The organism is Candidatus Saccharibacteria bacterium, assembly GCA_016789455.1.
Lineage (GTDB): Bacteria > Patescibacteriota > Saccharimonadia > Saccharimonadales > Saccharimonadaceae > CAIJKY01.
In genome coordinates this window covers 123,522-149,920 of the sequence record JAEUQU010000001.1, presented here as the reverse complement: position 1 = coordinate 149,920, position 26,399 = coordinate 123,522, and the positions used below count along the sequence as shown (strand labels likewise).

The following is a 26,399-nucleotide window of genomic DNA, read 5'->3' as shown; positions in this document are numbered from 1 at the left end:
GATGCAGGAGAATGGGGTGAATACGGATGCGCAGTGGTATGGGTTTACGACGCCGGGCGACGCGCCAGACCTCGCTCGACGTGCGGACTGGACTGTTACTGAGAAGTATTTCCAGCTGCCTGGTGGTGCATTGCTGACAGTTCGCCCGACTGAGGCTAGCGTGAATGACCAGAAAGCATTCTCGTTACCTAATATCCATGGTGATGTGATGACCACCACTGACGCTAGCGGGACGAAGACAGGCGACTTCATGTACGATCCGTTTGGGCAGACTATTGGTACGAGTAAGCCGGATAACACTGGTGTGTTTGGTAGTTTTGGGTGGGTAGGGCAGCATGAGAAGTTTTCAGAAACTTACTTAAAACTTTCTCCTGTGCAAATGGGGGCAAGGGTATATGTGTCATCTTTGGGTCGCTTCTTGCAAGTCGATACAGTGGAGGGTGGAGTAGAGAATAATTACGTCTACCCTCCTGATCCAGTTAATGATTTCGATTTAAACGGGCAATGGAGTGTGGGTGGGGCTCTTATGGGGGCTGCACGTTGGATCTCAGACAACAGAGAAATGGTTGCTGCAGGCATCGGACTTGCCGCATGCATAATTGGCTCTGGCGGCATATGCTTAGGCGTCGCAATTGCAACGGCAGCAGCTGCTGGAGTTGGTGCTGGCGCACGAACCTATAGAAATACAGGAAGTCTTAAAAAAGCAGTCGCTTCAGGGGCATGGGCGGCGGCATCGGATTTTGTCATCAATAGGGTAGGAGGAAAACTAGCAGGCGCCAAGCATGTTGTAAAATATTTTGGTAAAGTTGCGGGTAAGCCAAGGCACTATAAATCAGCAGTAGGTGCACTAAGGAAGAAACCTGCACAGCTGCGACTCAAAAAACAAGTAAAAGGTGCTGTTTATGGATATTCTATCCAGCAAGGGTTAAACTACGGGGGTAACTACTGGAGTAATCATAAGCGCAGGAGATGATATGCCCTTGTTTGTAGAAAAAAAAATTAAGGCTTGTGTATGCGGCAAAACCCCTAAAGCGCTGCTAGAGAGAAACCCAAAAGATCAAGTATTCACTATAATGCTGACAATCATACTAGTGCTGGTGGTGATTGGTGCGCTTCTCTCATTTGAAACGATCGTGGAAGATACGGTCAACAGTCCTCGACAGCAATTCGCACTCGTTATTTTGGTTGGAACAGTAATTTACTTCCTTATCCAGCTACAAAGTAGTTTGCGACAAGGACATAGCGTCTACTGTGCAGCTCGCAAGGCTTATCTAAAATCTTAAGCGCTGCGTCGTTGGACGAACGGCAAAACGCTTTACAAATGGCTAGCCGTTTAAGGGTGGGTTATGATGACTGCAGGATAAGGGGTGATTGAAAGAAGGCACAATGATTCAGAACCAGGAGTACATCGAACAAAATCAAACGTTTGTTTTCACATACGATCAAGAGGCGAACGCAGCCTACATCTACACCAAGCAGATAGATGACGGTGAGGTCGATAAGACATATATTTGTGAGGGCCTACCTGAGAGTGTGAAGGGTGGCATCAATCTTGATTTTGACAGTCAGGGGAGGCTTTTGGGCATTGAGATACTTGATGCCAATAAAGTAGCCCCGCATATGATAGCAAAGATGCGCTAAAAACCTTGCAGTTTTGCTTGACAACGAATAGCCATGGTCAACGTGTAGCGGGTGCTAGTGGTGGGCGGTAGCCCATCGCGTGAGCTATACTTGCAATAAGATGAAAGATACACAAAGCGGTTAGTATGCAAAACCCACCTGGCCAATCGGCCATAAAGAACTATGTACGCGACTGGGATCCCTGCGGCCTTATCACAGCCGAGGCGCCATCCAATGAGTATGACCCCGAAGCATACGAACTGTTCTTGTGGTATGAAAAGAACCAGGACGCCGACCGTGAAGCGGTGGCGGAAAAATTCTACCAGATAATAACTGGCCGTTTGTCGGTAGACCCCAAGGGCTTTCATGATGACTGCAGAAAAAGGGGTGGTGGGCTGAAAAGTGCCCTTGATGGCAAAGACAATTCCGCACAGAACAAAATGGTACTAGCGGGCGACATGCCCGTTGCCAGGGTGCGCAGCGAGGCCAAAAAGCACCTTGCCCCACGTTTTGGTGGTCAGTTTGAGTTTTACAAGCGTGAAGGCAATATCGGTTGGGCAATTCATGATGGTAAGTATACGTATGGGTATGAGCTGTCATTCCCAAGTCGTTTTGGCAAAGGGTTTAAGCACGTTGCAATATCAACCAGTTTCAATCGTTGGAAGGGTAACGACCCGACGAAAGAGCCACTGAAGAGCAAGGCATATAAGATTGGGCGCCGTGAACGTAGGCAGATGGCTAATACTTTTCTGGATAATCAGGAGAAGTGGTCCGCATCGGAGGGCCATCCTGTGAAGGTCGGCCGGATGAGGCGATACTCAATTGCAACATGGCAGCCGCTTGAGAATATCATCTTTGAGAATTTGGATGAGATGCAGCAGTGGCTGGATTATTACTGGCTGAAGACGTGGAGTAGCTTTATAAAGTTTGTTGGCAACGACCGGCTACTGGAGGGCGAAGGGGTTTTGGCAATTGCTGAGGAGGCTAAGATTTCAAGGGCAAAGCTCGTTGGAAGTTCCATTGTCTACAATGGTGAACAGTCTATGCACACGAGAAATGCGATTGAGGCATATAAATCTCTCCAAAGATTCTTAGAGCAAAATGTTGCCGAAGTTAAGGAACGGTCAATAACGCTGGAGTATGAATGTTTTGCTTATAGCCGGCGCGAAGATTCTCTTGCTAAATTACTCCGCAAGAGGCTGGAAAACGATTTTGGTAAAGCAGATAAAAACGAGAATAATCACTTGGTTCCATTGCCGTGGCTGACGTACGGTAGAACGCTTGAGTGGAATATCAATGGCGCCAGGGCTGAAGAGGCGGTCGGTTATCTCGATGCGCTTGCGATACCTAAGGAGCTGCAGCCACGACCCGTGGTGCGATTATCGGTTTCTGTGGATTTCCGGCTGAACGGGGTGCTCGACCATGGCGACGACAGCTCGGCCTTCCTGGCAAGGCTGTCGTCATCAAGTAACGGCATGTTTCTTACGCTGGAGCTGCCCGAGTCAAAGGATTTAGAAACATTTGAAGCATGTAGGCGTGAGCTGCAGAAAAGTTGCCCCATCAAACTGGAGGACAAGAACTTTATAGTTAGAAACAGGTATGATAACGGCAACTTTACCCATAGGAAATTGTATAAAGATGGTCATGCCGAATTAACTTGAGCATGTCATTAAGCGAGCAGCCTTAAGGCTAAAATGAAGAGTACTATCAACAAGTTACGGCAAACATCCTGGGCAATTAAATTCGCTACAAGCCTCATATCAGTAGTGGTGTTAGTGGCTGCAGGCATCGTTATATTGCTGCGTGCACACGAAGTACAGATGCAAAGAATGGAAAGTTTAGCCGCAGCCAAGGGACTGGACTATGCTAAGAAACAATGTATCAAAGCTAGATACGAAGTGGATGCTTGCGATAACTTGAGTGCAATTGCCAGCTATACCGAGTATATGGGTGAGCCGATGTGGTCTGTACATGTTTGGCCGGGCGAGGATGTGCCCGGTTACCGTGCTAGTATGCTGGTGGATTTTGAGGGCGAAAAGGTAAACATTAAGGAATATTCTGACGATGCTGCTGAGTAGGACGGATGGGCTAGTTGCCCTGATCCTTTCGCCGTCCTGCCACCTCCCGTTTATGCTGCAAACTCCGCCGCCAACTTATGGCCAGGCCTGTGCCAAACGGGATGACCGACCAGGCAATCATCAGCATCACGGCATGTGCGAATACTGATTTAAATATCTCCGGTGTGTCGGGTGAGAGGCGGAGGTACAACATTGGGCTGATGACAATGATGCTGATGATCCAAAATTCAATCGACGTATAGTAGAACTTCCAAAAGTTCCTGGGCTTTTCGTCGCCGGTCAGCTGTTTGACGCCGGTGGCTACCTCAAGTTCTTCGAGCTGTTTCCTGGAGAGCGGCTCCAGGCCTTCAATTGAATCAACTTCACGCCCTGGGAAGGCCCGCGTGCCGCCGATAGTATCGGGCAACAGCGGATATGCCTGCGTGACCTTGACGCGCTCATCCAACAGGTGATTCTGCTTGACGCTATAATCCAGGCCGGCACGGCGCGTCAGGCTGAAATTGTTGCTAACTGCCAGGGTGACAGGGCGGCTCTTGAGGCCTAGCAGGAATAGTTCGCTTGCCAGGAGCTCACCGTCGCGCCAGGTGCAGCCGACAGCCAGCTGACCGTTGAGCAGCATCTTGATAGTCAGGAGGATGTTGGCGGCGATGGCCGAAGGCTCGACATCGAGTAGTTCTTCGTCGGTCATCGCCTCAACCTTCATGGAGTCGTGGCCGAATATTTCGTAGGTCATGGAGTATGTGGACGGGCCGATTTCAAAGACGAAGAAGTCACGCAGTAGGTAGAGGGCGAAGTCGAGGGCTTCGTCGCCGGTCATCTGGTTATAGGCGTAGCTGAGGAAGGGGCCGTCGCTCTCGATATCATCATCGCTAAGGCGGACAAAGGCATCTTTTTGCAGGACGAAACGATCGGCGGCGAGATAGGGAGAGGTCTCTTTAGCTAGGAGATGCTTAAGCTCATCATAGACCTGAGCGGCTAGCGGTTTTTGTGTATGGGAAGTCATTTATATAGTTATATAACAAAACAGGGTGTATGGCTATTGAGATTACGCTTGGATTTTGGCGCAGGCAACCCGCACCGCCTCACTCCACGTAGGATACGCATGAATCACCCCCGCCACATCACTAGCCTTAAGCCCCAACTGCACCGCCAGGGCAAGCTCATGAATCATCTCCCCCGCATGCGGCGCCGCAATACTCGCCCCAATCAGCACACCCTTGTTATCGGTAAGCACCTTCACGAACCCATCACTATTATTCTCAATGTTGGCGCGAGAGATGATGCTGAGCGGTGCTAGCGCCTTCTTATAATCAAACGCCCGCTTGATGCATTCTTCTTCTGTCATGCCGACGCTGGCAACCTCAGGCGTGATGAAGATGCAGCGCGGTACGGCGCGGTAGTCGGTGGCGATGGGCTTCTTTGGGTGGAGGATGTTATGCGCCGCAATCTTCCCCTGGTAAATAGCCATGTGGGTGAACATGTACGGCCCTACCACGTCGCCGACGCCGTAGATGTTGGGCGTGCTGGTGCGCAGGTGTTCGTTGACGAATATGTTGCGCGGGGCGTATTCGATGCCAGCGTTTTCCAGGCCGAAGTCGGTCATGGCCAGTTTGCCGGTGGCGACCATGACTTCGTCGGTCTTAAAAGAGTGGGTCTCGCCGCCCACCTCGTAGGTGACGCGCTTGCCGAGGCCCTCTTTCTCCACCATGGTGACGCGGGCGTTCATGGTCAGCTGCATGCCGTATTTGCGCTTGAAGACGCGCTCGATGAGGGCACTGATCTCGCCGTCCTCATTGGGCAGCAGGCGTGGGGAAATATCGATGATGTGTACTTTTGTGCCGAAGGTGGCGAAGAGCTGTGCAAACTCTACACCGATTGCACCGCCGCCGATAATAGCCAGAGTCTTGGGCGGGCGGTTGAGTTCCAGCGCTTCCTTATTGGTGAGGTAGCCGGTTTCCTGCAAGCCCTGGATATCCGGCACGAAGGTGCGGGTGCCGCTGGCCACGACGAAATGCTCTGCGGTGTAGTGGGTGCGGTTCACAGAAATTTCATTTTTGCCGAGGAAATGGGCCTGGCCGCGGACGATGTCGATGCCGAGGCCTTCGTAGTAGCTCTGGCTGCTGGCGGCGCCGGTGCGGCGGACGACGGTGTCTTTCCAGGCGCGGATGCTGGGGTAGTTGTAACCCATGGCGCCGCTGCGCAGGCCGTATTGGGCGGCGTCTTTGGCCTGGGCGTAGATATCGGCGATGTGGATCATGGCCTTGGTGGGAATGCAGCCCCAGTTGGGGCATTCGCCACCAAGCGTGCCGGCTTCGACCATGGCCACGCGTTTACCGGCGGCGTTGGCGATGGTGGCGGCGACGCTGCCGCCGGCACCGCTGCCGATGACAATCAGGTCGTAGTCGTAGTGGGGTCGGGCCATGGGGTCTCCTTTGGGTCGTCTTAGCGTGTTAGATGGTGAGGCGGTGATGTTTATAGAGGTAGGCGGCGTCGGGGTGGTAGACGGTCAGGTGGTCGGCGGCGACGCGGCGGATGTCGGCGGCGGTCACCTCGTGCCTCTCTGCCAGCCAGTCTTTGAGCAGGCTGCAGATGCGCTCGGCGGTGATTTCGGCGGAACCTACGGGTGCGCGCACGGCCAGGCAGCTGGCGTAGATGCTGGCGTATAACTTGCGCTCGTCGTATGGCTCGCGGTGGCCGGGCAGGCGTTTGACGATAACGGTGGCGCGGGTCACCTAGAGTGCCTCCAGAGTCTGGACGGTCATGACGGCGTACTGGCCAGAGGTGACGTAGAGGCCGAAGAGCAGGAAGGCCATACCGGTGAAGAGCTGCCAGAAGCGCTTGTTGGCGGCGCGCCAGCGGAGCAGCGTGGTGGGGCTGGCATTGCTGGCCAGCGCGATGGCGGCGATGAGCATGATAACGCTGGCGGCCAGGCAGTAGTAGAGGAGGCTGATCTGCGGGTCGGGCGCGCCAGGCGAGAAGGCCAGAACGGTAGTGCTCAGGACGAGCGGAAAGGCGAAGATCGCCTCAAACCAGCCAGCGGTGAAGCCGGCCATGGCGGCGTGGCCGTACGATTCGGTGGTGGTGGGCTTTTCGCTGAAGGCGTAGAGCGTATGGGCGAACCGGCGCGGCAGCCAGAGGGCAGCACCGCTGCCCTCGCGGAAGTAGGTGGTCATGATGGCGAGGCCGGCGACGGCGGTAATGATGCCGGTAATCTGGTGGGCGTTGGTGCTGTTCAGGACGGTAATGAGCAGGACGGCCGAGATAAGCACCATGGAAACGATGGCGGCCATGTAGCCAAAGACGACAAGGAAACTGAGCACGCCCACATGTTCATGCTTGCGCCGGCCAAGCGCGTGAGTGGCGACCTGGACCAGTGTGGCCAGCGGCAGTTGCAGGCAGGCATGCAACAACCCGGCGATGACCACCAAATAGAGGAGGGACCCGTTACCGGAGTAGATGTCTAACATGTGTTTGTTTTTATGCTTTCGCTACGTCCACTATACGCGCTGTAGCGTGGCAGTGTCAAATCAGGGGCGGCGGGCGTAAAAATAAGAGAGCGGACACACGGTCCGCTCTTTCAAGATGGGATGGGGAATGGTGGTGGGGAAGGTGCGGGAAGGCCCTACCGGGCGAGGGCGTCGCGGGAAATCTCTACGGCACGGTTGGCGGTACTTTGGGCTTCGCCGGCTTTGTTCACGGCATATCCAGCCAGGGCCAGGGAAATCACAGAAGCAATCAGCGCCAAGGCGGACAATAGGCGGGCGAGCTGGGAGCCGGTGTGTGCATCGCGGATGTCACGGCGGAGGTGGTGCAGGGTGCTCTCATTTCTGTCGTATCTGTCATATCGATCGTCGTCTCTATCGGCCATAATCTTTGCCTCCTTTTAATGTAATTCTCATTATATGGAGGCGCTCGGCGGACTTCTGTGAGATTTGCTACACGTAAGGCGCAATAATTCAGACTATTTTAATTATTGCGTAGTAGCAAGCCGCCTTGTGTGACGGGGTGAGATATGTCATAGCCAAGTGCTGTGCCGCAGCCCATACTGTTGTGCATGAAACAGTCCGCTGATACCAGTTATGCCGATGTCTACCGCTCAACGGATTTCCGCCAACACCCGGAGCGCTACGTCATCGGGCGCGGTGAGCAGGGCGTGCTGATGGCCGAGCCGTATAAATCAGAAATATTGCCGCATTGGCGGTTTGCCACGCCGGAGGTGGCCCGGAAGTCTGCCACTAAAATATATGAAATGTTCCTGCAATACGGCCGCGACGACGACTTCGTGGGCATGGACATGGCCCGCAAGTTTTTGCAGATGGGCTGGACGCGGTCGCGGCGGTACGCCAATCACGCTTCGGGGAATAAGTATGATGCCGACGGGAAGGTGATTGCACAGGATCCGGGGTCGGAGGCGTCGGTCAAGGCGGAGTCGGCGAGGATATTCAAGGAGTATTATGATCGGGCAAGGATGGATGAGGGGTATGTGGCGCGCAAAGCGCAGTGGCGCAAGAGTCATACCTAATCACTTCCTACTTTGCTGTAATATGCATTACATCCCGTCCTGGCAAGGAGAATATAATAGCTCCCTGCAATAAACGGAGGGGCGCGTATGCGAAAGAATATCTGGAATATCAAAGTAATCAGCGGTGTCCTGTCCTTGTTGGCGGCACCGCTCGTCTTTAGTGGGGCGGTATCGGCGGCGACCACGAGTGTCAATTGTTCAGACCTGCCAGCGGCTGTGGCGGCGGCCAGCCCCGGCGACACGCTGAACGTCACGGGTGACTGTGCCATTGCCAGCACCATCAACGTCGATAAGCAGCTGACCATCAAGGGTGACGGTTCGGCAACCATCTCGACCAGCGGGTCGGGTTATCTTTTTAACGTCACGGCACCTGGAACGGTCATCGATAACCTGAACATCGTCAAGACAGACAAGGCAAACCAGAACATCATCGGTGTCCTGGCGAATGATGTGACTATTTCTAACAACGATTTCAGCGGACAGTACACCATCGCGGCTAACGACCATGTTTCACGCGCCCTGGAAGTCGGCGGTAGCCTGACCGGCCTGAACTTGACCGGCAACACCTTCAACAACCTGCGCCAGCCGGCCTATATCAACAATGCTACGAGCGGTCAGATTAACAACAACTACGTCAACGAGACGCGCGGCTTCGTCATCGTCTCCGACACGAACCTGACGTTTGATGGCAATACGTTCGGCACCAATGTGCTCGACATCGTCTTTATCAGCCAGAACAATTCGGCTAATAATTACCCCTGTGAGGTAGTGCGCCAGATCAGCAAGAATAACGACAATGCCGTCGTCCAGAACCAGACGCAGACCACGCCGTGCCCGACCTTCCCGGACAGCAAGGACGCTTGCAAGAACGGTGGGTGGAAGACGTTTACCGGGGTGGCATTCAAGAATCAGGGGGATTGTGTCAGTTACGTAGCCAACGGCAAAGCTAACTAACCTACCGTTACCCATTAAAAACGGGCGATACTTTTCGCCCGTTTTGCTTTTAGCGCCGCACGCGCGTCTTCAGACGCAGATTAGCAATATACTGCTCCGGGTCCGTCGTCGGGTGCGTCTTCAAGTAATTGAGATGCTTATCGACGAAGGGAATGAGGTGGTCGGGGTAGTGTTCACCATCGGCACTGTAAGTGGCTGGCGTGCTGAAGTTGATGTCGGAGTCAAGCGAACGCAGAATCTCTTCAATGCGCGCCCCCTCGACTGTCTCGAAAAAGTTGGCTTTCCTGCGGGGAGCGGGCATTGTTGATCCTTTCGGGAGTCTGGTTACTATGTTGCTAACGGGTATCTAATCTATTATACCACAAAAATATGAAAAGTACAATTATATTTAATTTTTACATGCGACGCGTGCCTATGCCAAATATTGTGGACTCTTGGGCGTTTCGGTTGCCCGTCAATACTCAGTCATCTGACGCGATGCCGTTGAAATAAGGACCATAGACATGCTTTATAAAGCCTACTCCCAACTTGGTAAGCACAAACTTGTTGGTTGCCGAAGACCCCCATGTCCCGCCGCCGCTCGTCGTGTTGTATCCAAAGGCCGCCGGCAGTAAATATGTAGGGCCTCTTGCGATTAAAATGCTTTTATTTAAGTCATCTTGATATATATAAATTGGAGCAGTTTGAGCTGAATAAAGTAAAGGATTTGTGCTTTTCAATTCCGCAACAATACCGGTAAAAGTTTCCCTATCGATTTTTCTTGTTAGGTACGCGTCCACCGTCAACCCAAGCGCCTTCGCCTGGGTTTCGTCGCTGTGCAGGTCTAGCTGTGAAAGTACCAGCCCTCTTAAGGATTGTTTCGTATGTTCTTGCAGCTTATCAAACTCATCCATAGCTTTGTCACCGTTTTCAAAAGCGGATAAGAACGCGACAAGATTTTTTGTACGGTGATACTCCCGTGCACTTTCAAATAGTTTTCCAACAACTAGCCCTAATTTGGCCAAAGGTATTTCTTGAACCAGCTCGGACAATGACTGGCCAACAAATCGCTCCAATAACTTTTTGCCCGCATCGTCAATCAAAGGTTCGGACAGCTCTGCCAAATCATTCACATCTGCTTTTTTGGCCATACCCATGTCATACGCCTTTCACAATAAAATAGAATAGCCTCCGAAGAGGCTAAATTTCTAATATGGTAGCAGCGACAAGGCTTGAACTTGTGACCTCAGGCTTATGAGTCCTGCGCTCTAACCAGCTGAGCTACGCTGCCATATGTCGTCCGGATGCGTATCCGTGCAACAGCGGTGATTATAACAGGTTATGGGGTGGGTTGCCAAGTCGATTACTGAGGTTCGCCACAAAGCCCGCCGCGGTAAAAGAAGCCCTATTTATAATGCGCCGGGCTTCCGGGGCGCTGGTTGCCGGCCGAGGCCGGCGCCGGGGGGATGGCACGCTCCCCCGGCTGCTCATGCGGAGGCGGCCAGGTCTTCCTGCTTGCGGGCAGCCCGCGCGTCCAGGATGGCCCTGGCCCGGCGTTTTGCCTCGTGGAAGGCAGCAGCTACCAGGACCTTCAGGTCTGTTTCCCCTGGCATGAAATCCTTCGCCCGTGAGCGCAGGAAGGAGCTGTTGGGAAAGTTGGTGACCTGTCGGCGGCGGCGCTGGTGCTCGACCATGCCCATGACGTCCCATTCGTTGGCGTCTGTCGGGCAGGCCAAGCGGTCGAGGCCGTCGACGGTCCAGCCGGCCAGTTCGAGCAACCGCTCGGCGGCGACGTCGAACATGGCATCGGTCCGGGCGCCACCCAGGCAGGCCGCCTTGTTGATCTTCGTGCCGTAGTGGACGTCTGACGAGGTGTAGCTCATCAATCCATCATCCGTTCTGCAGAGGAACTGCTGACACTTGTAACTATAAAATCTATAGCTCGTTATTGCAAAGCAAATGGGTAAAAATTACTACCAGTCGCGGGCACCGGGGCTGTACACTGCGGCGCTGGGGCTGTGGTCGTTGGGGCGGTCGAAGGCCTGCAGCTCGTCGCTGTTGCAAGGGTCGCCGAGGTCACTGCCGCAGGCGCTTTCCATGGCCCGGTTGGCCACTATCATGTAGTCGGTGCCATTGGAATTATAGAGGTAGCACTGGCTGCCGGTGTCGAAGCGCGGGTCTTTGGGCAGCTCGACGATGTAGTCGGGCGCTACTTTCGTAATGAACTCGTCGTTGTCGCCATAATCCGGGCAGTGGCCGGACCAGGTGCCGCTGCCGTTGGAGGGCAAGGGATAGCTGCCGTTGATATCATTGTAGCGTTCGACGACGCCGCGCATGACCTTCAGGTCGCTGAGACGCTTGGCATCGCGCTCACGGGCTTGGGCGCTTGCCTGCAGCGTATACAGCAGGGCGGCAGCGATGGCGAGCGCCACAAAGATGATCAGCAGGATGATGGTGCGGGGGCCGGCGGGGCGGTGGATATTTGTTTTCATGACTGTTTCACTTCGAGTGTACTCCAAGCGCGGCACTGACGCCAGTGCGCAAAATCAGCCGGCTAGTATATAATGAGGGGAAACATCGACGCAACAAAAAAGATAGGGGAACAGCCATGGACTCACCAATAAACGGACGCGGCGGACATGCCGGCAGGCAGACGGGCGAACGCACACAGTCACAGCCCCACCCGCCCGCAGTGCCGCAACCGCAGCCCCACAAGCACGAATCCTTTTTCATCAAGCAGCTCAAGTTGGCTTCAAGCACGGCGGTGGTCTCATCGGTGGCCACGCTGGCCATCAGCTTCTGGTCCGGACTGGCCTTCTTCGGCATGATCATCGGCTTCATCATCCTGGGGGCCATGGCGGCGGGCGGGGCGGGTGCTGCCGGTGGGGGCTATCTCAACTCTGTTTATGGCGAGCCTGGAGCGTCCCATCAGTTGCTGTCCATCAAGCTCAAGGGTCCCATCGAGGGGTCGAGCGACCCGTCAGACAGCCTGGGCTCGCTCTTTGGTGCGCCGGAAGCCGTGTATGGCTACGATGTCAAAGCCCGCCTGCTGGAAGCGGTCAATGAGGGTTATGACGGTGTCATCCTGGAAATCGATTCGCCTGGCGGCACTATCTTCGGCTCAAAGGCCATCAGCGATGGCATCAAGCAGTACCGCGACCGCACCGGCAACCCGGTCTATGCGCACGTACAAGGGTATGCCGCCTCTGGTGCCTACTGGGCGGCGGCTGGCACGGATAAGATACTGGCGGATGCCGGCACCGGTATCGGCAGCATCGGCGTCATCTTCGGGCCGTTCACGTACTACAACAACCCGACTGCCATCGATGGCGGCCTGCTGGGCGGCGGCGTGGTGACGCAGGGCGGCATCGAGGAGATGTATATTACCGCGGGCGAGGGCAAGGACGCCGGCAACCCCTTCCGCCGTCTGAGCGAGAAGGAGCTATCGATTTTTCAGGAAAGCGTCAACGATAACTACAATCTGTTTGTGAAGCATGTCGCCGAGGGGCGCAAGATAAGCGAGGACGAAATCAGGAACGGCATCGGCGCGCATCTGTACGGCGAGGAAGGCGCGCTGCGCCGCAAGCTTATCGATGGCGTTGCCAGCCGCGAGCAGGCCTACAACGAACTGGCCAAGGCTGCCGAGCTGCAGTGGGGCGAGTTTGAAGTAGTGACTGATTCGGCAGAGGCGGATAGTCCGTGGGGCGCTTTTGGTGCCCGCCTGTTCGGCCAGCAGAAACAGGCCCGGAGTGCGGTGGCTGCTCCACCTAAGATCTGTTCCGAGGCGGCCGCACCCATGGCCTATCACGGCAACTTAGCCCAGCTGTGCAGCCAAAAGTAAGCGTGAGCAGTGGTGTCTCCTGCCGCCCCGCACTATAATGGGGAGGAATATGGAGGGGACTGCCATCGACAGGATTGAATTCGTTGCCGTCACGCCGGCAAAACTGGCTGTAGACCGGCTGGTTGGAGAAATCGGAGGAGCGCTTGCGGCAGGCAAGCGGGTAGTATGGTTCGTATCCGGCGGCTCGGCGGCAACGCTGGCGGCCAGGGCATCGACGCGCCTGCCCGCCTCACAGAAGCTGCTGGTGCTGCAGGTGGACGAGCGCTATGGGCTGCCGGACCACCCCGATGCCAATTGGCGTAAGCTGCGCGAAGCCGGTTTCATGGCGGAAAAGTTCGTCTGTTATCCGATGCTTGGCGATGACGATTTTGCAACGATAATTGAAAAGTACAGCCAGATGGTCGAGGTGGCGCTGCGCGAGTCAGAGTTCAGCGTCGGGCTGTTCGGCATCGGTGCCGACGGCCATACCGCCGGGTTGCTGCCTGGCAGCGAAGCGCTGCAGAGTGAACGGCTGGTGGCGGGCTTCCAGGGGCCGGATTACCAGCGCATCACCATCACCGCGCCTGCGATTGCCAAGCTGGACCTGGCGGTGGCCTACGCGGTAGGCGAAGAAAAGTTGCCCGCGCTACAGGAGTTCCATGAGGAGCTGACGGTGGAACAGCAGCCGGCACAGGCGCTGAAGGCGGCCGGGCGGGTAGTCATTTTCACCGATCAGACGGAGCGGAGTGAGGAAGCGGCATGAAAATAGGATTCGTGGGTCTGGGCAAGATGGGGCTGCCGATGGTGCGGCGGCTGCTCGCGGCCGGGCATGAGGTGGTAGTGACCGACCATCACCAGGAAAATATCGATACGGCCGTGTCCTATGGTGCTACTGCTGCCGGCGATTCCACTGAGCTGGCCGCCCTGCTGCCAGTACCAGCGGTCATCTGGCTGATGATTCCAGCCTCCCGCGTGACCGATGAGCTGGAGCGGCTGCTGCCGACGTTGCAGCCGGGCAGCATCATCATTGATGGCGGCAACTCCGATTTTCGTGATACTCGCCGTCACGCCGAGCGGTGCGCTACCTATGGTGTGCCACTGGTAGATGTTGGCACTAGCGGTGGTGTACTAGGACTTGATAATGGCTATTGCACTATGGCAGGCGGCGAAAGGGCTGCGTATGAACAGATTGAGCCGCTTTTGCAAGCCCTGTCGCAGCCCGGTGGCTATGGCCATGTCGGTCCCAGCGGTGCCGGCCACTACGTCAAAATGGTCCATAACGGCATCGAATACGGGCTGATGCAGGCCTATGCCGAAGGGTTCCGGCTGCTCAAGGAGGGTAAAGACTACCCGGAGGTGGATGTGGCAGCAGTGGCGGAACTGTGGCAACACGGCAGTATCGTGCAGAGCGGGCTGAATGCGATCATCGCGGCCGTGCTGAAGCAGAACCCCGAGCTGCAGGGCATCGACGGCTTCGTGGCGGAGTCCGGCGAGGGGCGCTGGACGGTAGAGACAGCCATGGCCCAGGCTATCGAGACGCCGGTATTGGCGGCCTCACTGGCGGTGCGGCTGGCCTCACGCCAGGGCGGCGTCAATTACGGCACCAAACTGCTGGCTGCGACCAGGAACGGTTTTGGCGGGCATGCCATCAATGCCATCAATAAGGAGAATCCACATGCTTAATGCCGCGCCGACATTGCCGCCGGCCAGCCTGGTAATCTTTGGTATCACTGGCGACCTGGCCAACCGCAAATTGCTGCCCGCCCTGTATTATCTGGAGAAGTACCAGTTGTTGCCGGAGACCTTCCGGCTGATCGGCACCACCCGGCGCCAGCTGCAGGTGGAGACGGTCTTTGAAAAACTGGCACAGACGTTGGGCGAGAAAGCCGAGCCGGCGCTGCTGGAGCGGCTGCGGGCCCGGACGGAAATCGTTACCATGGATATGATGAACGGCGCGGATTACCAGGGATTGCGCAACCGGCTGGATACCGCCGAAGACGCAGCTGGCGTCTGTATGGCGCGCCTGTTCTATCTCTCGGTACCGGCCCAACAGTTCTCACAGATGGCGCTGCGCCTGGGCGAAAGCGGCCTGCAGCGCGGCTGCCGCCATGATGAGGCGGCCGAATCCCGCCTGCTGATAGAAAAGCCCTTTGGCTACGACCTGGCCTCTGCCCGGCAGTTGATCGCCGACCTGGCAACGCATTTTACCGAGGAGCAGATTTACCGTGTCGACCACTACCTGGCCAAAGAGACGGCCCAGAACATCCTGACCTTCCGCTTCCGCAACCCGCTGTTCAGGACGGCCTGGCATGCCGGGACGGTCAAATCGATAGTGGTGACGGCTGCCGAAGCTATCGGTATTGAGGGGCGCACTGATTTTTATGAACAGACCGGCGCCCTGCGCGACCTTATCCAGAGCCATGTGTTGCAACTGCTGGCGCTGGTGACGATGGCCGAGCCGGAAAGCCTGTCTTCGGAGGCCATCCATGCCCGTAAGCTGGAATTGCTGGAGGCGATTCAGCCGATTAGCGCCGATGACGTGCCGGAGCAGGCCGTGCGCGGCCAGTACGACACATACCGCGACGAAACCGGCAATCCTACCAGCACCGTCGAGACGTACGCCGCCTTGCGCCTCTCCATCGATACTGAGGCCTGGCGCGGCGTGCCGGTACTGCTGCGGACCGGCAAGGCCCTGGCCGAGAAGACGATTGACATCCGCATCGACTTCACCGATGAAAGCCACCTGACAGATGACAACATCCTGACCATCCGCATCCAGCCGGGCGAGGGCATCGGCCTGCAGCTGCTGGCCAAGAAGCCGGGTCTGAGTGACGCGGTGGAGCCGGTGCATATGGACTTTTCCTATCACCGCTCGTTTGACACGCCGGGCGGCCATCCTGATGCCTATGAGCGGGTACTGCTGGACGCGCTGCGCGGCGACAAGACGCTGTTTGCCAGTGCCGATGAAGTACTGGCCAGCTGGCGGATAATCGAGGCGGTAGTGCAGCGCTGGGGTCAGGACGGCACCGGCCTGCAGTTTTATACGGGCGGCAGCTGGGGGCCGGCGGCGGCCGACGAGCTGGCCGAAAAGGCTGGTGCCAGCTGGCGATAGCGCGGCGTAAGACACTAAGGCAATGACGATAACGCAAGGAGACAAGAGAATGCTTACATTACAGTACGACCCACAGCTGAACAGCGACGAAGATTTCAGGCAGCTGCTGGCAGCGACCGAGGACTACAGCGACCGGCTGCGCAGCGTCATCGGCAGTGGCGTCTATGATGCTGCGGAGAGTTCGGCGGTGCTGCCAAGCGACGAGGCGCTGCTGGAGCACGTCATGCAGACGGCCCATGCGCTGCGCAATGATGCGTTGAAATACCATATCGTCGTCGGCATCGGTGGCTCTAACCTTGGTACCAAGGCGGTCTATGACGCGCTGTACGGCTACGCCGACGGCCTGCGTCCGGAGCGTATGCCCAAACTGCTCTTCGCCGAAACGACCAGTCCGGAATGGCTGCGGGCCTTCACCGCGCTGGCGGCCCAGCTGGAGAAACCCGAAGAGCTGATTGTCAGCGTCATCAGCAAGTCCGGTGGCACCACGGAGACGCTGGCCAACTTCGAGGTGATCATGCAGACGCTGAAGGGGCGGTTCGGCGACCTGTCCACCCTGGTGTCGCGCGTCGTTGCCATCACCGACGAAGGGTCGGCACTGTGGAACCAGGCTGGCGAGCTCGGTATCGACCGGCTGGCCCTGCCGGCGACGGTGGGCGGGCGCTACTCGGTGCTGTCGGCCGTGGGGCTGTTCCCACTGGCGACCATCGGCTGTGACATCGTGGCCCTGCGCGAGGGAGCCCAGCAACTGCGCGACGACTGTCTGAAGCAGGATGGCGACAACCTGGCGGCGCAGTCGGCGGCGGTCATCGGCTATTATCACGCACAGTCAGCGGTCATCAACGACAATTTCTTCTTTAACCCGCAACTGGAATCACTGGGCAAGTGGTACCGGCAGCTGATGGGTGAGAGCGTCGGCAAAGAGCAGTCGCTGGAAGGTGAGACCATCTTTGCCGGCATCACCCCGACGGTGTCGCTGGGTTCGACTGATCTGCACTCTGTGGGACAGCTGTACCTGGGCGGGCCGAAGGACAAGATTACCACGTTTGTCTACACCAGAGAGAGTGACGACATCGCCATCCCGCGTGAGGCCGACCGCGTCTTCCCGGGCCTGGTGCCGATCATCCAGGGCCGCCGTGTCAGCGACATCATGCAGGCCATCTACCATGGCACCAAGATCGCCTACGATAACGCCGCCCTGCCCAACATGACCGTCATGCTGGAGCGGATTGACGAGCGCACCCTCGGCGCCTACCTGCAGTTCAAGATGCTGGAAATGATGTATCTGGGCCACCTGATGAACGTCAACAGTTTTGACCAGCCCAACGTGGAGCTGTATAAGGTAGAGACCAAGCGTATCCTCGAAAAAGAGTAGTTACAGACAGGAGTAGTTGAAGTCGAAGTTGTCGCGGATGTACTGCACCATAACGACCCGCCCGCCGCGTGTAAGGGGCGGGTCGTTGCATTTAGTGGCGGCGTATTCGGCGTCCTCGCCGCCGGCCAGCCAGGTATCGATGCCGTGCAGGCGGCTGTCCGACGGCAGCTCGCCGACGATTTTGCCCAGCTGGTACGAAGTGGAATAGATGCCCAGGTGCAGCTTGTTGTACTGATAAAACGCCGCCATCGCTTCCAGTACGGCCCGGTTGCTGGCCAGGGCCTCTGGTGAGCCTTCCTGCCAGCTGTTCATAGTCTCTACATCCAGCCACCAGCGGTAGGTGCGCGGGTTCTGCACCATGTGTGCCGCGCGTGCGGCCGGCTTGAAGCGGAAGTGCACTGCCTCGACCGACCGGTTCCAGCCGTACTGCCAGGCACAAGCGTGGCTGGCGGTGCCGTCGCAGCGGCCGTGTGGATTGCGGGTCGGATTCCCCAAGGGATCGACATGGTCGCGAGGCCAGCTTGGCGCTGTCGGATCGTACGGATTGCCGGTATTCACATATAACTGGACGCGCAACTGTCCGACGCCGATGCCACTGGAGCCCGCCGCCCAGCGCAGCTGCTCGCTCAGGCAGGGGTTAGTGCGGGTGGCGACGCCGCCGTTGACGCCGACGACGCCAAAGGCCTGGCCTTTAGGGAAATCTTTGCCGCACTGTGGAAATGAGATGTCATTGCCGGTGACGTTGTGCACTTCTGGCAATGGCAGGGAAAAGACCGCCCCGGCCATATAAAAGCCGGCCGCGAGAAATACTGTCAGAGCCAGGAAATAGCGGTATTTCCGCCAGATATCGTAGCGCAGTGAGCCGATGGGTATCCTTTCTCGCATACGGAAATTAGCATAGCATGCAGGCCGGAGGCGTAGCTTAAAGCAACTCCGGCCCACAGCACCTGTGGATAAGTTGTGGTATAATCAATTGTTAGGTTTGCTTCTGGCCTTGCACGTGATAGTGCATGCAGAGCGGCGGACTGACTTTGAACAGGAGAATCAGAAGAGGCAATGAAAATAGCCACTATCGTGCGCGGTTATATTCCGGCACCGCGTCCGGAAAGCATGATTTACGCGCCTATCGACCTGGCGGTCGCCATCACCGAGCAGTTGGTGCAACGCGGCCACACGGTGGATTATTATGGCCCGATCGGCACCCACCTTCGCGCCAGCAGCGTGGTAACGCTGAACCAGCGGGCGCGCGTAAAAGATTATGATGAATTTGAGGCTATGCTTGGCGACAGCGAAGCATTGGCCCACAACGCTCCGGGTCTGTGGGACTCTATTTTTGTGCGCGAAATGTTCGAGCGCGCCAGCCGCGGCGAATACGACCTGCTGCATTTTCACCACTTTGAAATGGCGTTGCCTTTTGTACATCAATATCCGGATGTGAAGGTAGCGTACACGCTGCACGATCCAATTTCGCCCTGGATGCGCGAGATGCTCGAGACATACCAGACTCCCAACCAGTACTTTATTTCAATTTCCGAGAATCAACGCCAGTCCGCACCCGACCTGCCATATGCCGCCACTGTCTATAACGGCATCGATCTGGACCGTTTCACCTACAGCGAGGAAGCGCATGACGAATACCTGTTGTTCGCTGGCCGTATCGTGCCGGAAAAGGGCGTCAAAGAGGCGATCCAGGTGGCGCAGATGACCGACCGTCAGCTCTATATCATCGGTCGCGTACCCCCGGAGCACCAAGGGTATTTTGAACAACATATTCGGCCGCAACTGAATGAAAAGATTCTCTTTCTCGGTTTTGTCGCCCAAGAGCAGGTAGTGCGCTATTACCAGAAGGCCAAGGCTTTCATGATGCCCGTTCAGTGGGAGGAGCCATTCGGCTTGGCCATGGCCGAAGCGATGGCCTGCGGCACGCCGGTGCTGGCCTTGCGCCGCGGCTCGGTGCCAGAGGTAGTGGAGCACGGTAAGACCGGCTTTGTCGTGGACACGCTCAGTGATATGGCGGCAGCCGTCGACCGGCTTGATACCATCCGTCCCGAAGATTGCCACCGCCATGTGGTAGAGCGCTTCTCGGCCGCGATCATGGCCGACCATTACGAGGCGGTCTTTGCCTCGATCATCGAAGGCACTGCCACTGCCGCTCAGGACAAAACGGCCCTGCGCCCGGGGCAGGCTGCCCGCCGGCTGATACAGCGCGTGCGGGGTGTCGGCGGCATACTGCGCCGCTATTAATCTGCATGGGCGGACGATATACATTTCACAAGGGCTATGCTTAAATAAGCATAGCTTTCAGTGTGAAACAAACAATCCGTCATGGAACCATCCCTTTCAAAACGCGGCTCCGCCTCGCGGCATCACGCCTACAACGCTATCAGTGTCAGCCTGATCGTTGCCTTCGCCGCCTTTTCGTATGCAGTGACGCAGGCGGCCGGTGCGACGGTTGCGCGGGAGGCTGAAGCGGGCGGGCCGCCATCGGTCGGTGCACGGGTGGTTGCTGATGCTGCCGCTTCCGGAAGTGCCGCCTTGTCCTTCGGCGATCCGGCTGTGCAGCCACCACCGACGGCACAGGGTGCCTGGTCATCCGGCGCCACCTCAGAAGCGCTGGCCGATTTCGCCACCTGGCGCGGCCGCCTGCTCGATAACTCCGGTACCTGGCCTAACCGTGAGACCTGGGCCATCATCAGCAACCCCGATATCTACGGCGCGGTCAGCGCACTGGCCGGATACGAGCAGATCTGGATCGGTGCGGCCATGCTACCAGAGCAGGAAACCGCCAGTTTCGCCCAATGTGCCACTGGCGCTTATGATCAATACTTCAAGACGTACGGCACCAACCTCACCAGGATCAACCGCGGCAACGCCATCATCCGCCTCGGCTGGGAAGCCAACGGCGATTGGTACGCCTGGTCCATCCGCGACGACGTCGAGAATTATAAGGCCTGCTTCCGGCGCCAGGTGGCAGCCATCCGCTCCACGGCCCCCGGCGTCAGGATTGACTGGAATATGAACAAGGAGAGCAAGATGGCGCGCTCCGTGGCCGAAGCCTACCCTGGCGACGACGTCGTCGACATTATCGGCGTCGATTTTTACGATAACTGGCCGGCCTACCCCGATAAAGCCGCCTGGGATGCCGATTTCATGAGCCAGCAGAACGGCGGCCCCCGCGGCCTTGGCGCTTGGCTGGCCTTTGCCAAGGCCCATGGTAAAAAGTTTTCGGTGCCGGAGTGGGGGCTTAATAACGGCACGGGCGGCGGTACTGACAATCCGTACTTCATGCAAGCGATGTACGGTTTCTTTGCCGAACACGCCAGCGACCTGGCCTACGAGACGTATTTCAACCTGATGGCACCGGGATTCATCATTTATCCCGCGGGCGTCAATCCCGCCGGCGCCGCCGAATACGCCCGGCTGTGGAAGCAATCTCCCAGGCTATGACGGATACATGTTGGCAAGACCGCGAACTTCGTTTACTATAGGGCAACTCCGCCCGACACAAGGACGGAGCCGGTGACGATTCCAAAGGAGTCCTGCATGTCTGCGCGCAGCAATGTCACGGCCGAGAACCGGCCGATAACCATGTCGGCCGCCGAGCTGTTCCGACTGCTCACCCATCTGGGCCAGGTCGGCATCGGGGCCAACTCGCTCCGGGCGCTGATCCGCAACTGGCCGGCGCTCCGGCTGCTGGCGGAGGCCCTGCCGGGGATTCTGGCGCAGGCAGCGCGCATCAGGGAAGAAGAACGGACGGCCCATCGGGTCGCCGCTCCTGGCGTCACCACGGACGAACAGCCGCTTGGTGCGGCATCGGCGCCAGTCAACTGACGCACTTCGTCCTCTCCGGACGGCACCTGCTCTTGCTCCCTAGTGCAGGTGCCGTCCGGCACGATTTCCCCTGTTCGGTGCCAACGTATTGACCAAATATGTATTTTATGCTACAATGGAAGTATTGTTTTGATGAATCCGGCTTTCGTGCAGTGTCGCCTGATGTTCATTGAACAATCGGCATCACTAATCACGAAGAAAAGGATTCATTTTTTATGCCTCAAACATATCATTCGTCACGCCCCCGGCGTGCCGCAAGTTTCCAGAACGGCCGTAGCTCGGCTTTTGGCGGCCGTCGTGCCGGCAGCGGCTTTGGCGGCGGCCGCAAGAAGAACCTGGCCAAGCAGCAGCTTGACCCGGCCCGCTTCGTCAAGGCGGCCCAACACGTCGAAGTAGCGGCTTACGAACCGACCCACACCTTCAACGACTTTGTCATCAACGACCTGCTGAAGCGCAACATCGCCGCCAAGGGATTCACTGCACCATCCCCAATCCAGGACCAGGCGATTCCCCACGCTTTGGAAGGCAAGGACGTGCTTGGCATCGCCAACACCGGCACCGGTAAGACGGCTGCCTTTGCCATCCCGCTGCTGAACGCCATTATGGCTGACAAATCGCGCCGGGCGCTCATCATGGCACCGACCCGCGAGCTGGCTGCACAGATCGAAGAAGAGCTGCGCGCCTTTGCCCGCGGCAGCGGCCTGTTCGGTGCGCTGGTCATCGGCGGTACCGCCATGGGCAAGCAGATCCGCGAACTGCGCGGCAATCCTAATGTCATCATCGGCACGCCTGGCCGCCTGAAGGACCACGTCCAGCAGGGCACCATCGACCTGTCCATCTACAACATCGTCGTGCTTGACGAGGTAGATCGCATGGTTGATATGGGCTTCATCAACGACATCCGCTTTTTGCTGGGTGAGACGGCCGAAGAGAAGCAATCACTGTTCTTCTCGGCCACCATGGATCCCAAGGTTGAGAGCCTTATCTCCACCTTCATGCCTGGTCATGTCACCGTCTCAGTTAAGACCGGCCACACCAGCGACAACGTCGACCAGGACGTCATCCACTATGGCGCCGACGACGAGAAGCTCGACAAGCTGCACGATGTGCTGATTGACGAAAACGTCGTCAAGACGCTGATCTTCCACGAAACCAAGTATGGCGCCGAGCGCCTGAGCAAGGCCCTCAACCAGCGCGGTTTCAAGACCGAAGCCATCCACGGCGGCAAGAGCCAGGGCCAGCGCCAGCGTGCCCTCGATGCCTTCAAGGACAATAAAGTTGATACGCTGGTGGCAACTGACGTGGCTGCCCGCGGCATCGATGTCAGTGACATCACGCACGTCATCAACTACTCGATTCCTAACAACTACGATGATTACACGCACCGCGTGGGACGCGCCGGTCGCGCCGGCCGCAAGGGCTACGCGCTGACCTTCGTGAAGAAACACGGCGCCTAGGGTCCGGTCATTCCGGTCTCAGCAGCAACACCCGTCGATCTGGCGGGTGTTTTGCTTATGTACTGCCACGTCAGCGGTTATGCCACATTTTTGCCAATTCCTAACATAAGCGGTAAAATATGGGTACATGAGTATTTTCTCGCAACCGATTACTTTCATCGACATCGAGACCACGGGAGGGAGTCATCGCAACAGTTCGATACTGGAGGTGGCGGCTTTTCGGGTTGAGGATGACCGGGTGGTGGAAGAGTTCCATTCTTTAGTGAATCCGGGGACGGCGGTGCCGTATTTCATCACCAATATCACGGGGATCAGGACGGAGGATGTGGCGGATGCGCCGGCCTTCGAGGATATTGCCGGCGAGCTGCGCGCCATCATGAGCGGGTCTGTTTTTGCGGCCCATAATGTGCGTTTTGATCTGTCGTTCGTCAAACATCAGCTGGAGCTGTGCGGTGATCGTTTCAATCCGCGGCTGCTCTGCACGGTGCGGCTGTCGCGGGCGTTGTATGCCGGCGAAAAAAGCCATAGCCTGGAGAATATCATCCGGCGGCACCAGCTGCAGGTGGCGGCGCGGCACCGGGCGTATGACGACGCCAAGGTGCTGTGGGAATTCTGCCAGCTGGCCCACACCGAGCACGGGCCTGAACTCTTTGCCGAGGCCGTCAAAAAACAGATGAAGACCCAGACGTTGCCGCCAAATTTAGACGCGGCCCGGGTGGAGAGCCTCGATAACTCCCCGGGCGTGTACATCTTTGAGGATGAGGCGGGACAGCCGATTTATATCGGCAAGAGCATTAAGCTGCGGGAGCGGGTGAAATCGCACTTTTCGGACAGTACCAAGGTGACCAAGGAGATGAAGATTTCGCAGCAAGCGCATGGGCTGCGGGTGGTCAAGACGGCCGGGGAGATGGAGGCTTTGCTGCTGGAGTCGCAGATGGTGAAGGAGATGCTGCCACTGTATAACCAGAAGCTGCGGCGGTCGCGGCAGCAGGTGATACTGGAGAAATCGATGACGCCGGAAGGGTATGTAGCCATCGGGCCGACGACGGTCAATCTGGCGGAGATGGAGGATTTTTCGAACGTCTATGGCGTGTATGCCAACCGGATGAAGGCCAAAGAAGCGCTGCTGCGGCATCAGAAGACGTACGGCCTATGCTCGAAATTGTTGGGACTTGAAAAGGGGAAAGGCGCCTGTTTCAACTATCATCTTGGACGCTGTAACGGCGCCTGCGTACGGAAGGAAGAGCCGGAGCGCTATAACGCCCGGGTCGATGATGCGGTGGCGCGCAGCAAGCTGGAGGGCTGGCCGTTTGAGAGCGCGGTGATTATTTCTGAGAACGGCGAGAAGCCGGCGGTAACGGGCATACTGGTGGATCAGTGGTGTGTCATCGGGCGGGTGAGCTTTGGCAAGGGCGGGCCGGTGATCGAATCGGTCAAGAGGCTGTTTGATATGGATACGTACAAGATTCTGCGCAGTTTCGTGCTGCGGCAGCCGGAGAAGGTGAGTATCATGCCGTACGGCGGGCAGGGTACAGCCTGAGAGCGGCCGAAAGATGTCGGAAACGGGAAACCCCGGACCGATGCAGATCCCTGCTCTGCATCGGTCCGGGGGGAGTGCTAGTGTGCTTGCAGCTGTCAACCGGCGGCGCGGGCGGGAAAGCCCACTCTGACAACGCGGCGCTTGGCCTGCTCGAAAACGGCTTTCAGCGCGCCTTCGGGCGTCATGGTGTGGTGGTTGACCGGCCAGAGGAAGTAGGCGGCGGTGCGCGCAGCCTCCGGCATCGGCAGCAGGACGCGCCTGCCCGGTGGGGCGGGGTGCCGTCCGTGGTTGCGTGATGCGGCGCGCCAGTCCTGTGGGCTGGGGCACTGCACGAGCATGGCCGGCTTGTCCTGGGCGCGGATCCAGGCGGCAACGCGTTGCAACACGTTCTCTGCACAGGCGGCGTACGCCCGATGGAGGTCTTCGAGTTCTCGTTGGCGTTGCTCCCGGGGACCGATACGGCGGATATGGGTAGGGGCGGACACGGAATCACCTTCTCGTCGGAACACTAACTTGCCTACTATACAACATTCATTGCTTGGTGTACATGAATTTATTCGCTGACGGGCGCACCGATGGCAGCAAGGGGGTAGATGGTGGCATTCTCCATGCGCGGCTGCTCGTAAAAATCTGCCAGATTGCCGCCGCGCACCAGCAGCTGCAGCATGCGGCCGGTGCCGTTATGACAGACGATCAGCACGTTCTGTGCCGGCAGCTCCAGTATGCGCTCCAGGGCGGTGTGCAGCCGTTCGGCCAGGTGGGCCAGCGGCTCGATATTGGGGACGTCTTCGGCCAGTTCGGCGTTGCCGTTGCCGTAGATGGTCTCGTCGTAGTGTTTGGTCTCAATGTCGCCAAGAAAACGCTCGCGCAGCTCTTCCATGACGATGATTGATTCTGCCGGATGGCCGATTGTCTCGGCGATGATGGTGGCGGTCTGGACGGCGCGGCCCATCGGCGAGCTGATGATGGCATCGAAGTGATAGGCCTGGGCTTGCTGTCCGGCGCGCTGCGCCTCGACGACACCCAGCTCACTCAAAGGGCTTTCGTGCTGCCCGGCGATGACCCGTTCGGCATTGGCCACGCTTTGGCCATGCCGGATGACGTACATGTTCATTATTCCTCTATTGTATAGTAGTTGGCAGTATTTTATGGATGGATTAGATGAGAAACGGTTGGTGCCGCAGCAAGGTATCTATGTGGTCGGCGTGTCGGGCGGCGTTGATTCGGTGGTGCTGCTGGATCTGCTGTGGCGGCAGCTTGGCGGCCCGCAGCTTATCGTGGCACACATTAACCATGGTCTGCGTGACGACGCCGCGGCGGACGGGCGGTTCGTGGCCGGGCTGGCGCAGCGGTACGGGGCCCGGTATGAGCAGCGCGACCTGCCTGACGTGTCACATCTGAGCGAGGAGGCCGGCCGCCGGGCGCGCTATGCCTTTTTTGCAAGCGTGGGGGCGGCGCATGGGGCTGATGGTATCATCACGGCTCACCATGCTGATGATGTGGTGGAGACCATCGCTATCAACCTGGTGCGGGGTACCGGTTGGCGCGGTCTGTGTTCGCTGCGGAGCCGGCCGGGTGTGTGGCGGCCACTGCTATCAGTGCGCAAGACGGCAGTGTACGAGTATGCCATGCGGCATGGCCTGGAATGGTGCGAGGATAGCACGAACCACAGTCACGACTACCTGCGCAATACGCTGCGCCGCCGGTTGCCGGCACTGGAGCGGCGGCAGCCGGACCTGGCCAGGCAGCTGACCCGGCTGCATGCGGACCAGGTGGCGGTGTGCCGTGAGATCGAGGCTTTGCTGGCAGAGCTGGTGCCTGCTGACATGACGGTGTTGCCACGCCGCTTTCTTGAGCTTGACGATGTGGTGGCGGCCGAATGCCTGCGCCGCTTCCTGCAGCTGGCCGGCGCCCCGCAGACACGGCCGCAGCTGGCCCGGGCGCTGGCCTTTGGGCGCGCCGCTGCGACTGGTAAGCGCTTCTCCTTGAACGGCCGGCAGTTCCTCAGGGCCAACAGGGAGGGATTGGTTGTGGCAGCCTGATAAAGCTGGTACTATATAGCAAGAAACTGACCCGTCGATTAGCCTGCAACAGACCGGAAGGCGGCCAGTGTC

The 26,399-nt window shown here is 57.7% G+C and carries 30 protein-coding genes and 1 tRNA gene; 18 read left to right on the top strand and 13 right to left on the bottom strand.

Annotated elements, in window-relative coordinates:
* Positions 1 to 160: 160 nt before the first annotated feature.
* The 5 genes from JNJ66_00835 to JNJ66_00815 all read left to right on the top strand — a co-directional run bounded on the left by JNJ66_00835 (position 161) and on the right by JNJ66_00815 (position 3,698).
* Positions 161 to 973: a hypothetical protein gene (locus JNJ66_00835; GenBank protein MBL8158982.1), complete on the top strand. Its 813-nt coding sequence runs from the start codon at positions 161 to 163 to the stop codon at positions 971 to 973.
* Between the two features lies 1 nt (position 974).
* A complete protein-coding gene (locus JNJ66_00830) occupies positions 975 to 1,283 on the top strand; it encodes a hypothetical protein (GenBank protein MBL8158981.1) in 309 nt (102 codons plus the stop codon).
* A gap of 103 nt (positions 1,284 to 1,386) precedes the next feature.
* Positions 1,387 to 1,641, top strand: coding sequence for a DUF2283 domain-containing protein (locus JNJ66_00825; GenBank protein ID MBL8158980.1), 255 nt, complete (start codon positions 1,387 to 1,389; stop codon positions 1,639 to 1,641).
* 125 nt (positions 1,642 to 1,766) lie between these two features.
* Complete coding sequence (locus tag JNJ66_00820) at positions 1,767 to 3,281, top strand: hypothetical protein (GenBank protein MBL8158979.1); 1,515 nt, start codon at positions 1,767 to 1,769, stop codon at positions 3,279 to 3,281.
* A gap of 33 nt (positions 3,282 to 3,314) precedes the next feature.
* Positions 3,315 to 3,698, top strand: coding sequence for a hypothetical protein (locus tag JNJ66_00815; GenBank protein MBL8158978.1), 384 nt, complete (start codon positions 3,315 to 3,317; stop codon positions 3,696 to 3,698).
* A 10-nt stretch (positions 3,699 to 3,708) separates the two neighbouring features.
* Here JNJ66_00815 and JNJ66_00810 read toward each other — a convergent pair whose 3' ends face one another.
* The 5 genes from JNJ66_00810 to JNJ66_00790 all read right to left on the bottom strand — a co-directional run bounded on the left by JNJ66_00810 (position 3,709) and on the right by JNJ66_00790 (position 7,566).
* Positions 3,709 to 4,701, bottom strand: coding sequence for a hypothetical protein (locus JNJ66_00810; protein ID MBL8158977.1), 993 nt, complete (start codon positions 4,699 to 4,701; stop codon positions 3,709 to 3,711).
* 42 nt (positions 4,702 to 4,743) lie between these two features.
* Positions 4,744 to 6,120, bottom strand: a complete 1,377-nt coding sequence (locus tag JNJ66_00805) for an NAD(P)/FAD-dependent oxidoreductase (GenBank protein MBL8158976.1) — start codon at positions 6,118 to 6,120, stop codon at positions 4,744 to 4,746.
* Positions 6,121 to 6,148: 28 nt separating this feature from the next.
* Positions 6,149 to 6,430, bottom strand: coding sequence for a hypothetical protein (locus tag JNJ66_00800; protein MBL8158975.1), 282 nt, complete (start codon positions 6,428 to 6,430; stop codon positions 6,149 to 6,151).
* Positions 6,431 to 7,165, bottom strand: a complete 735-nt coding sequence (locus tag JNJ66_00795) for a hypothetical protein (protein MBL8158974.1) — start codon at positions 7,163 to 7,165, stop codon at positions 6,431 to 6,433.
* 155 nt (positions 7,166 to 7,320) lie between these two features.
* Positions 7,321 to 7,566, bottom strand: a complete 246-nt coding sequence (locus tag JNJ66_00790; protein MBL8158973.1) for a hypothetical protein — start codon at positions 7,564 to 7,566, stop codon at positions 7,321 to 7,323.
* 186 nt (positions 7,567 to 7,752) lie between these two features.
* On the opposite strand from JNJ66_00790, the gene JNJ66_00785 reads away from it, so the two are divergent.
* Complete coding sequence (locus tag JNJ66_00785) at positions 7,753 to 8,220, top strand: DUF4385 domain-containing protein (GenBank protein MBL8158972.1); 468 nt, start codon at positions 7,753 to 7,755, stop codon at positions 8,218 to 8,220.
* A gap of 87 nt (positions 8,221 to 8,307) precedes the next feature.
* Positions 8,308 to 9,174 (top strand): hypothetical protein, encoded by an 867-nt coding sequence (locus tag JNJ66_00780; protein ID MBL8158971.1) that lies wholly within the window; start codon positions 8,308 to 8,310, stop codon positions 9,172 to 9,174.
* A gap of 49 nt (positions 9,175 to 9,223) precedes the next feature.
* On the opposite strand, the gene JNJ66_00775 is transcribed toward JNJ66_00780, so the two are convergent.
* From JNJ66_00775 to JNJ66_00755, 5 genes are all read right to left on the bottom strand, one after another.
* The gene (locus JNJ66_00775; protein ID MBL8158970.1) at positions 9,224 to 9,475 is read right to left on the bottom strand and encodes a hypothetical protein; all 252 of its coding nucleotides are present in this window, start codon (positions 9,473 to 9,475) and stop codon (positions 9,224 to 9,226) included.
* Positions 9,476 to 9,635: 160 nt separating this feature from the next.
* On the bottom strand, positions 9,636 to 10,310 hold the full coding sequence (locus tag JNJ66_00770; protein ID MBL8158969.1) for a hypothetical protein: 675 nt from the start codon (positions 10,308 to 10,310) through the stop codon (positions 9,636 to 9,638).
* 57 nt (positions 10,311 to 10,367) lie between these two features.
* Positions 10,368 to 10,444 (bottom strand) — tRNA-Met (locus JNJ66_00765).
* A gap of 196 nt (positions 10,445 to 10,640) precedes the next feature.
* Positions 10,641 to 11,036, bottom strand: coding sequence for a hypothetical protein (locus JNJ66_00760; protein ID MBL8158968.1), 396 nt, complete (start codon positions 11,034 to 11,036; stop codon positions 10,641 to 10,643).
* A 90-nt stretch (positions 11,037 to 11,126) separates the two neighbouring features.
* A complete protein-coding gene (locus tag JNJ66_00755) occupies positions 11,127 to 11,645 on the bottom strand; it encodes a hypothetical protein (GenBank protein MBL8158967.1) in 519 nt (172 codons plus the stop codon).
* Between the two features lie 116 nt (positions 11,646 to 11,761).
* Between JNJ66_00755 and JNJ66_00750 the strand changes: the two genes are divergently transcribed.
* Genes JNJ66_00750 through JNJ66_00730 form a run of 5 tightly spaced genes read left to right on the top strand, consistent with a single transcriptional unit; the run spans position 11,762 to position 17,457 of the window.
* Complete coding sequence (locus JNJ66_00750; protein ID MBL8158966.1) at positions 11,762 to 12,994, top strand: S49 family peptidase; 1,233 nt, start codon at positions 11,762 to 11,764, stop codon at positions 12,992 to 12,994.
* A 49-nt stretch (positions 12,995 to 13,043) separates the two neighbouring features.
* Complete coding sequence (locus JNJ66_00745; GenBank protein ID MBL8158965.1) at positions 13,044 to 13,736, top strand: 6-phosphogluconolactonase; 693 nt, start codon at positions 13,044 to 13,046, stop codon at positions 13,734 to 13,736.
* Positions 13,733 to 14,656: a decarboxylating 6-phosphogluconate dehydrogenase gene (gene gnd, locus JNJ66_00740; GenBank protein ID MBL8158964.1), complete on the top strand. Its 924-nt coding sequence runs from the start codon at positions 13,733 to 13,735 to the stop codon at positions 14,654 to 14,656. Before JNJ66_00745 ends, gnd begins: the two co-directional genes overlap by 4 nt.
* Complete coding sequence (zwf, locus tag JNJ66_00735) at positions 14,649 to 16,085, top strand: glucose-6-phosphate dehydrogenase (protein MBL8158963.1); 1,437 nt, start codon at positions 14,649 to 14,651, stop codon at positions 16,083 to 16,085. The genes gnd and zwf overlap by 8 nt, the downstream gene beginning before the upstream one ends.
* Positions 16,086 to 16,134: 49 nt before the next feature.
* Positions 16,135 to 17,457, top strand: coding sequence for a hypothetical protein (locus JNJ66_00730; GenBank protein ID MBL8158962.1), 1,323 nt, complete (start codon positions 16,135 to 16,137; stop codon positions 17,455 to 17,457).
* Here the strand turns inward: JNJ66_00730 and JNJ66_00725 are convergent, their stop codons facing one another.
* The gene (locus JNJ66_00725) at positions 17,458 to 18,342 is read right to left on the bottom strand and encodes a hypothetical protein (GenBank protein ID MBL8158961.1); all 885 of its coding nucleotides are present in this window, start codon (positions 18,340 to 18,342) and stop codon (positions 17,458 to 17,460) included.
* A 171-nt stretch (positions 18,343 to 18,513) separates the two neighbouring features.
* Here JNJ66_00725 and JNJ66_00720 point away from each other — a divergent pair, with 171 nt between their 5' ends.
* From JNJ66_00720 to JNJ66_00700, 5 genes are all read left to right on the top strand, one after another.
* Entirely contained in the window at positions 18,514 to 19,701 is a 1,188-nt protein-coding gene (locus tag JNJ66_00720) for a glycosyltransferase family 4 protein (GenBank protein MBL8158960.1), read from the top strand.
* Positions 19,702 to 19,782: 81 nt separating this feature from the next.
* Positions 19,783 to 20,904, top strand: coding sequence for a glycosidase (locus JNJ66_00715; protein MBL8158959.1), 1,122 nt, complete (start codon positions 19,783 to 19,785; stop codon positions 20,902 to 20,904).
* A 96-nt stretch (positions 20,905 to 21,000) separates the two neighbouring features.
* The gene (locus JNJ66_00710; protein ID MBL8158958.1) at positions 21,001 to 21,288 is read left to right on the top strand and encodes a hypothetical protein; all 288 of its coding nucleotides are present in this window, start codon (positions 21,001 to 21,003) and stop codon (positions 21,286 to 21,288) included.
* Between the two features lie 215 nt (positions 21,289 to 21,503).
* Positions 21,504 to 22,745, top strand: coding sequence for a DEAD/DEAH box helicase (locus tag JNJ66_00705; protein ID MBL8158957.1), 1,242 nt, complete (start codon positions 21,504 to 21,506; stop codon positions 22,743 to 22,745).
* 127 nt (positions 22,746 to 22,872) lie between these two features.
* Positions 22,873 to 24,285, top strand: a complete 1,413-nt coding sequence (locus JNJ66_00700; protein ID MBL8158956.1) for a GIY-YIG nuclease family protein — start codon at positions 22,873 to 22,875, stop codon at positions 24,283 to 24,285.
* Between the two features lie 95 nt (positions 24,286 to 24,380).
* Here the strand turns inward: JNJ66_00700 and JNJ66_00695 are convergent, their stop codons facing one another.
* Positions 24,381 to 24,794 (bottom strand): hypothetical protein, encoded by a 414-nt coding sequence (locus tag JNJ66_00695; protein MBL8158955.1) that lies wholly within the window; start codon positions 24,792 to 24,794, stop codon positions 24,381 to 24,383.
* Between the two features lie 44 nt (positions 24,795 to 24,838).
* Positions 24,839 to 25,399: a histidine phosphatase family protein gene (locus tag JNJ66_00690; GenBank protein ID MBL8158954.1), complete on the bottom strand. Its 561-nt coding sequence runs from the start codon at positions 25,397 to 25,399 to the stop codon at positions 24,839 to 24,841.
* Between the two features lie 34 nt (positions 25,400 to 25,433).
* Between JNJ66_00690 and tilS the strand changes: the two genes are divergently transcribed.
* Positions 25,434 to 26,327 carry a tRNA lysidine(34) synthetase TilS gene (tilS, locus tag JNJ66_00685; GenBank protein MBL8158953.1) on the top strand — a complete coding sequence of 298 codons (894 nt, stop codon included), beginning with the start codon at positions 25,434 to 25,436 and terminating at the stop codon, positions 26,325 to 26,327.
* Positions 26,328 to 26,399: the final 72 nt, after the last annotated feature.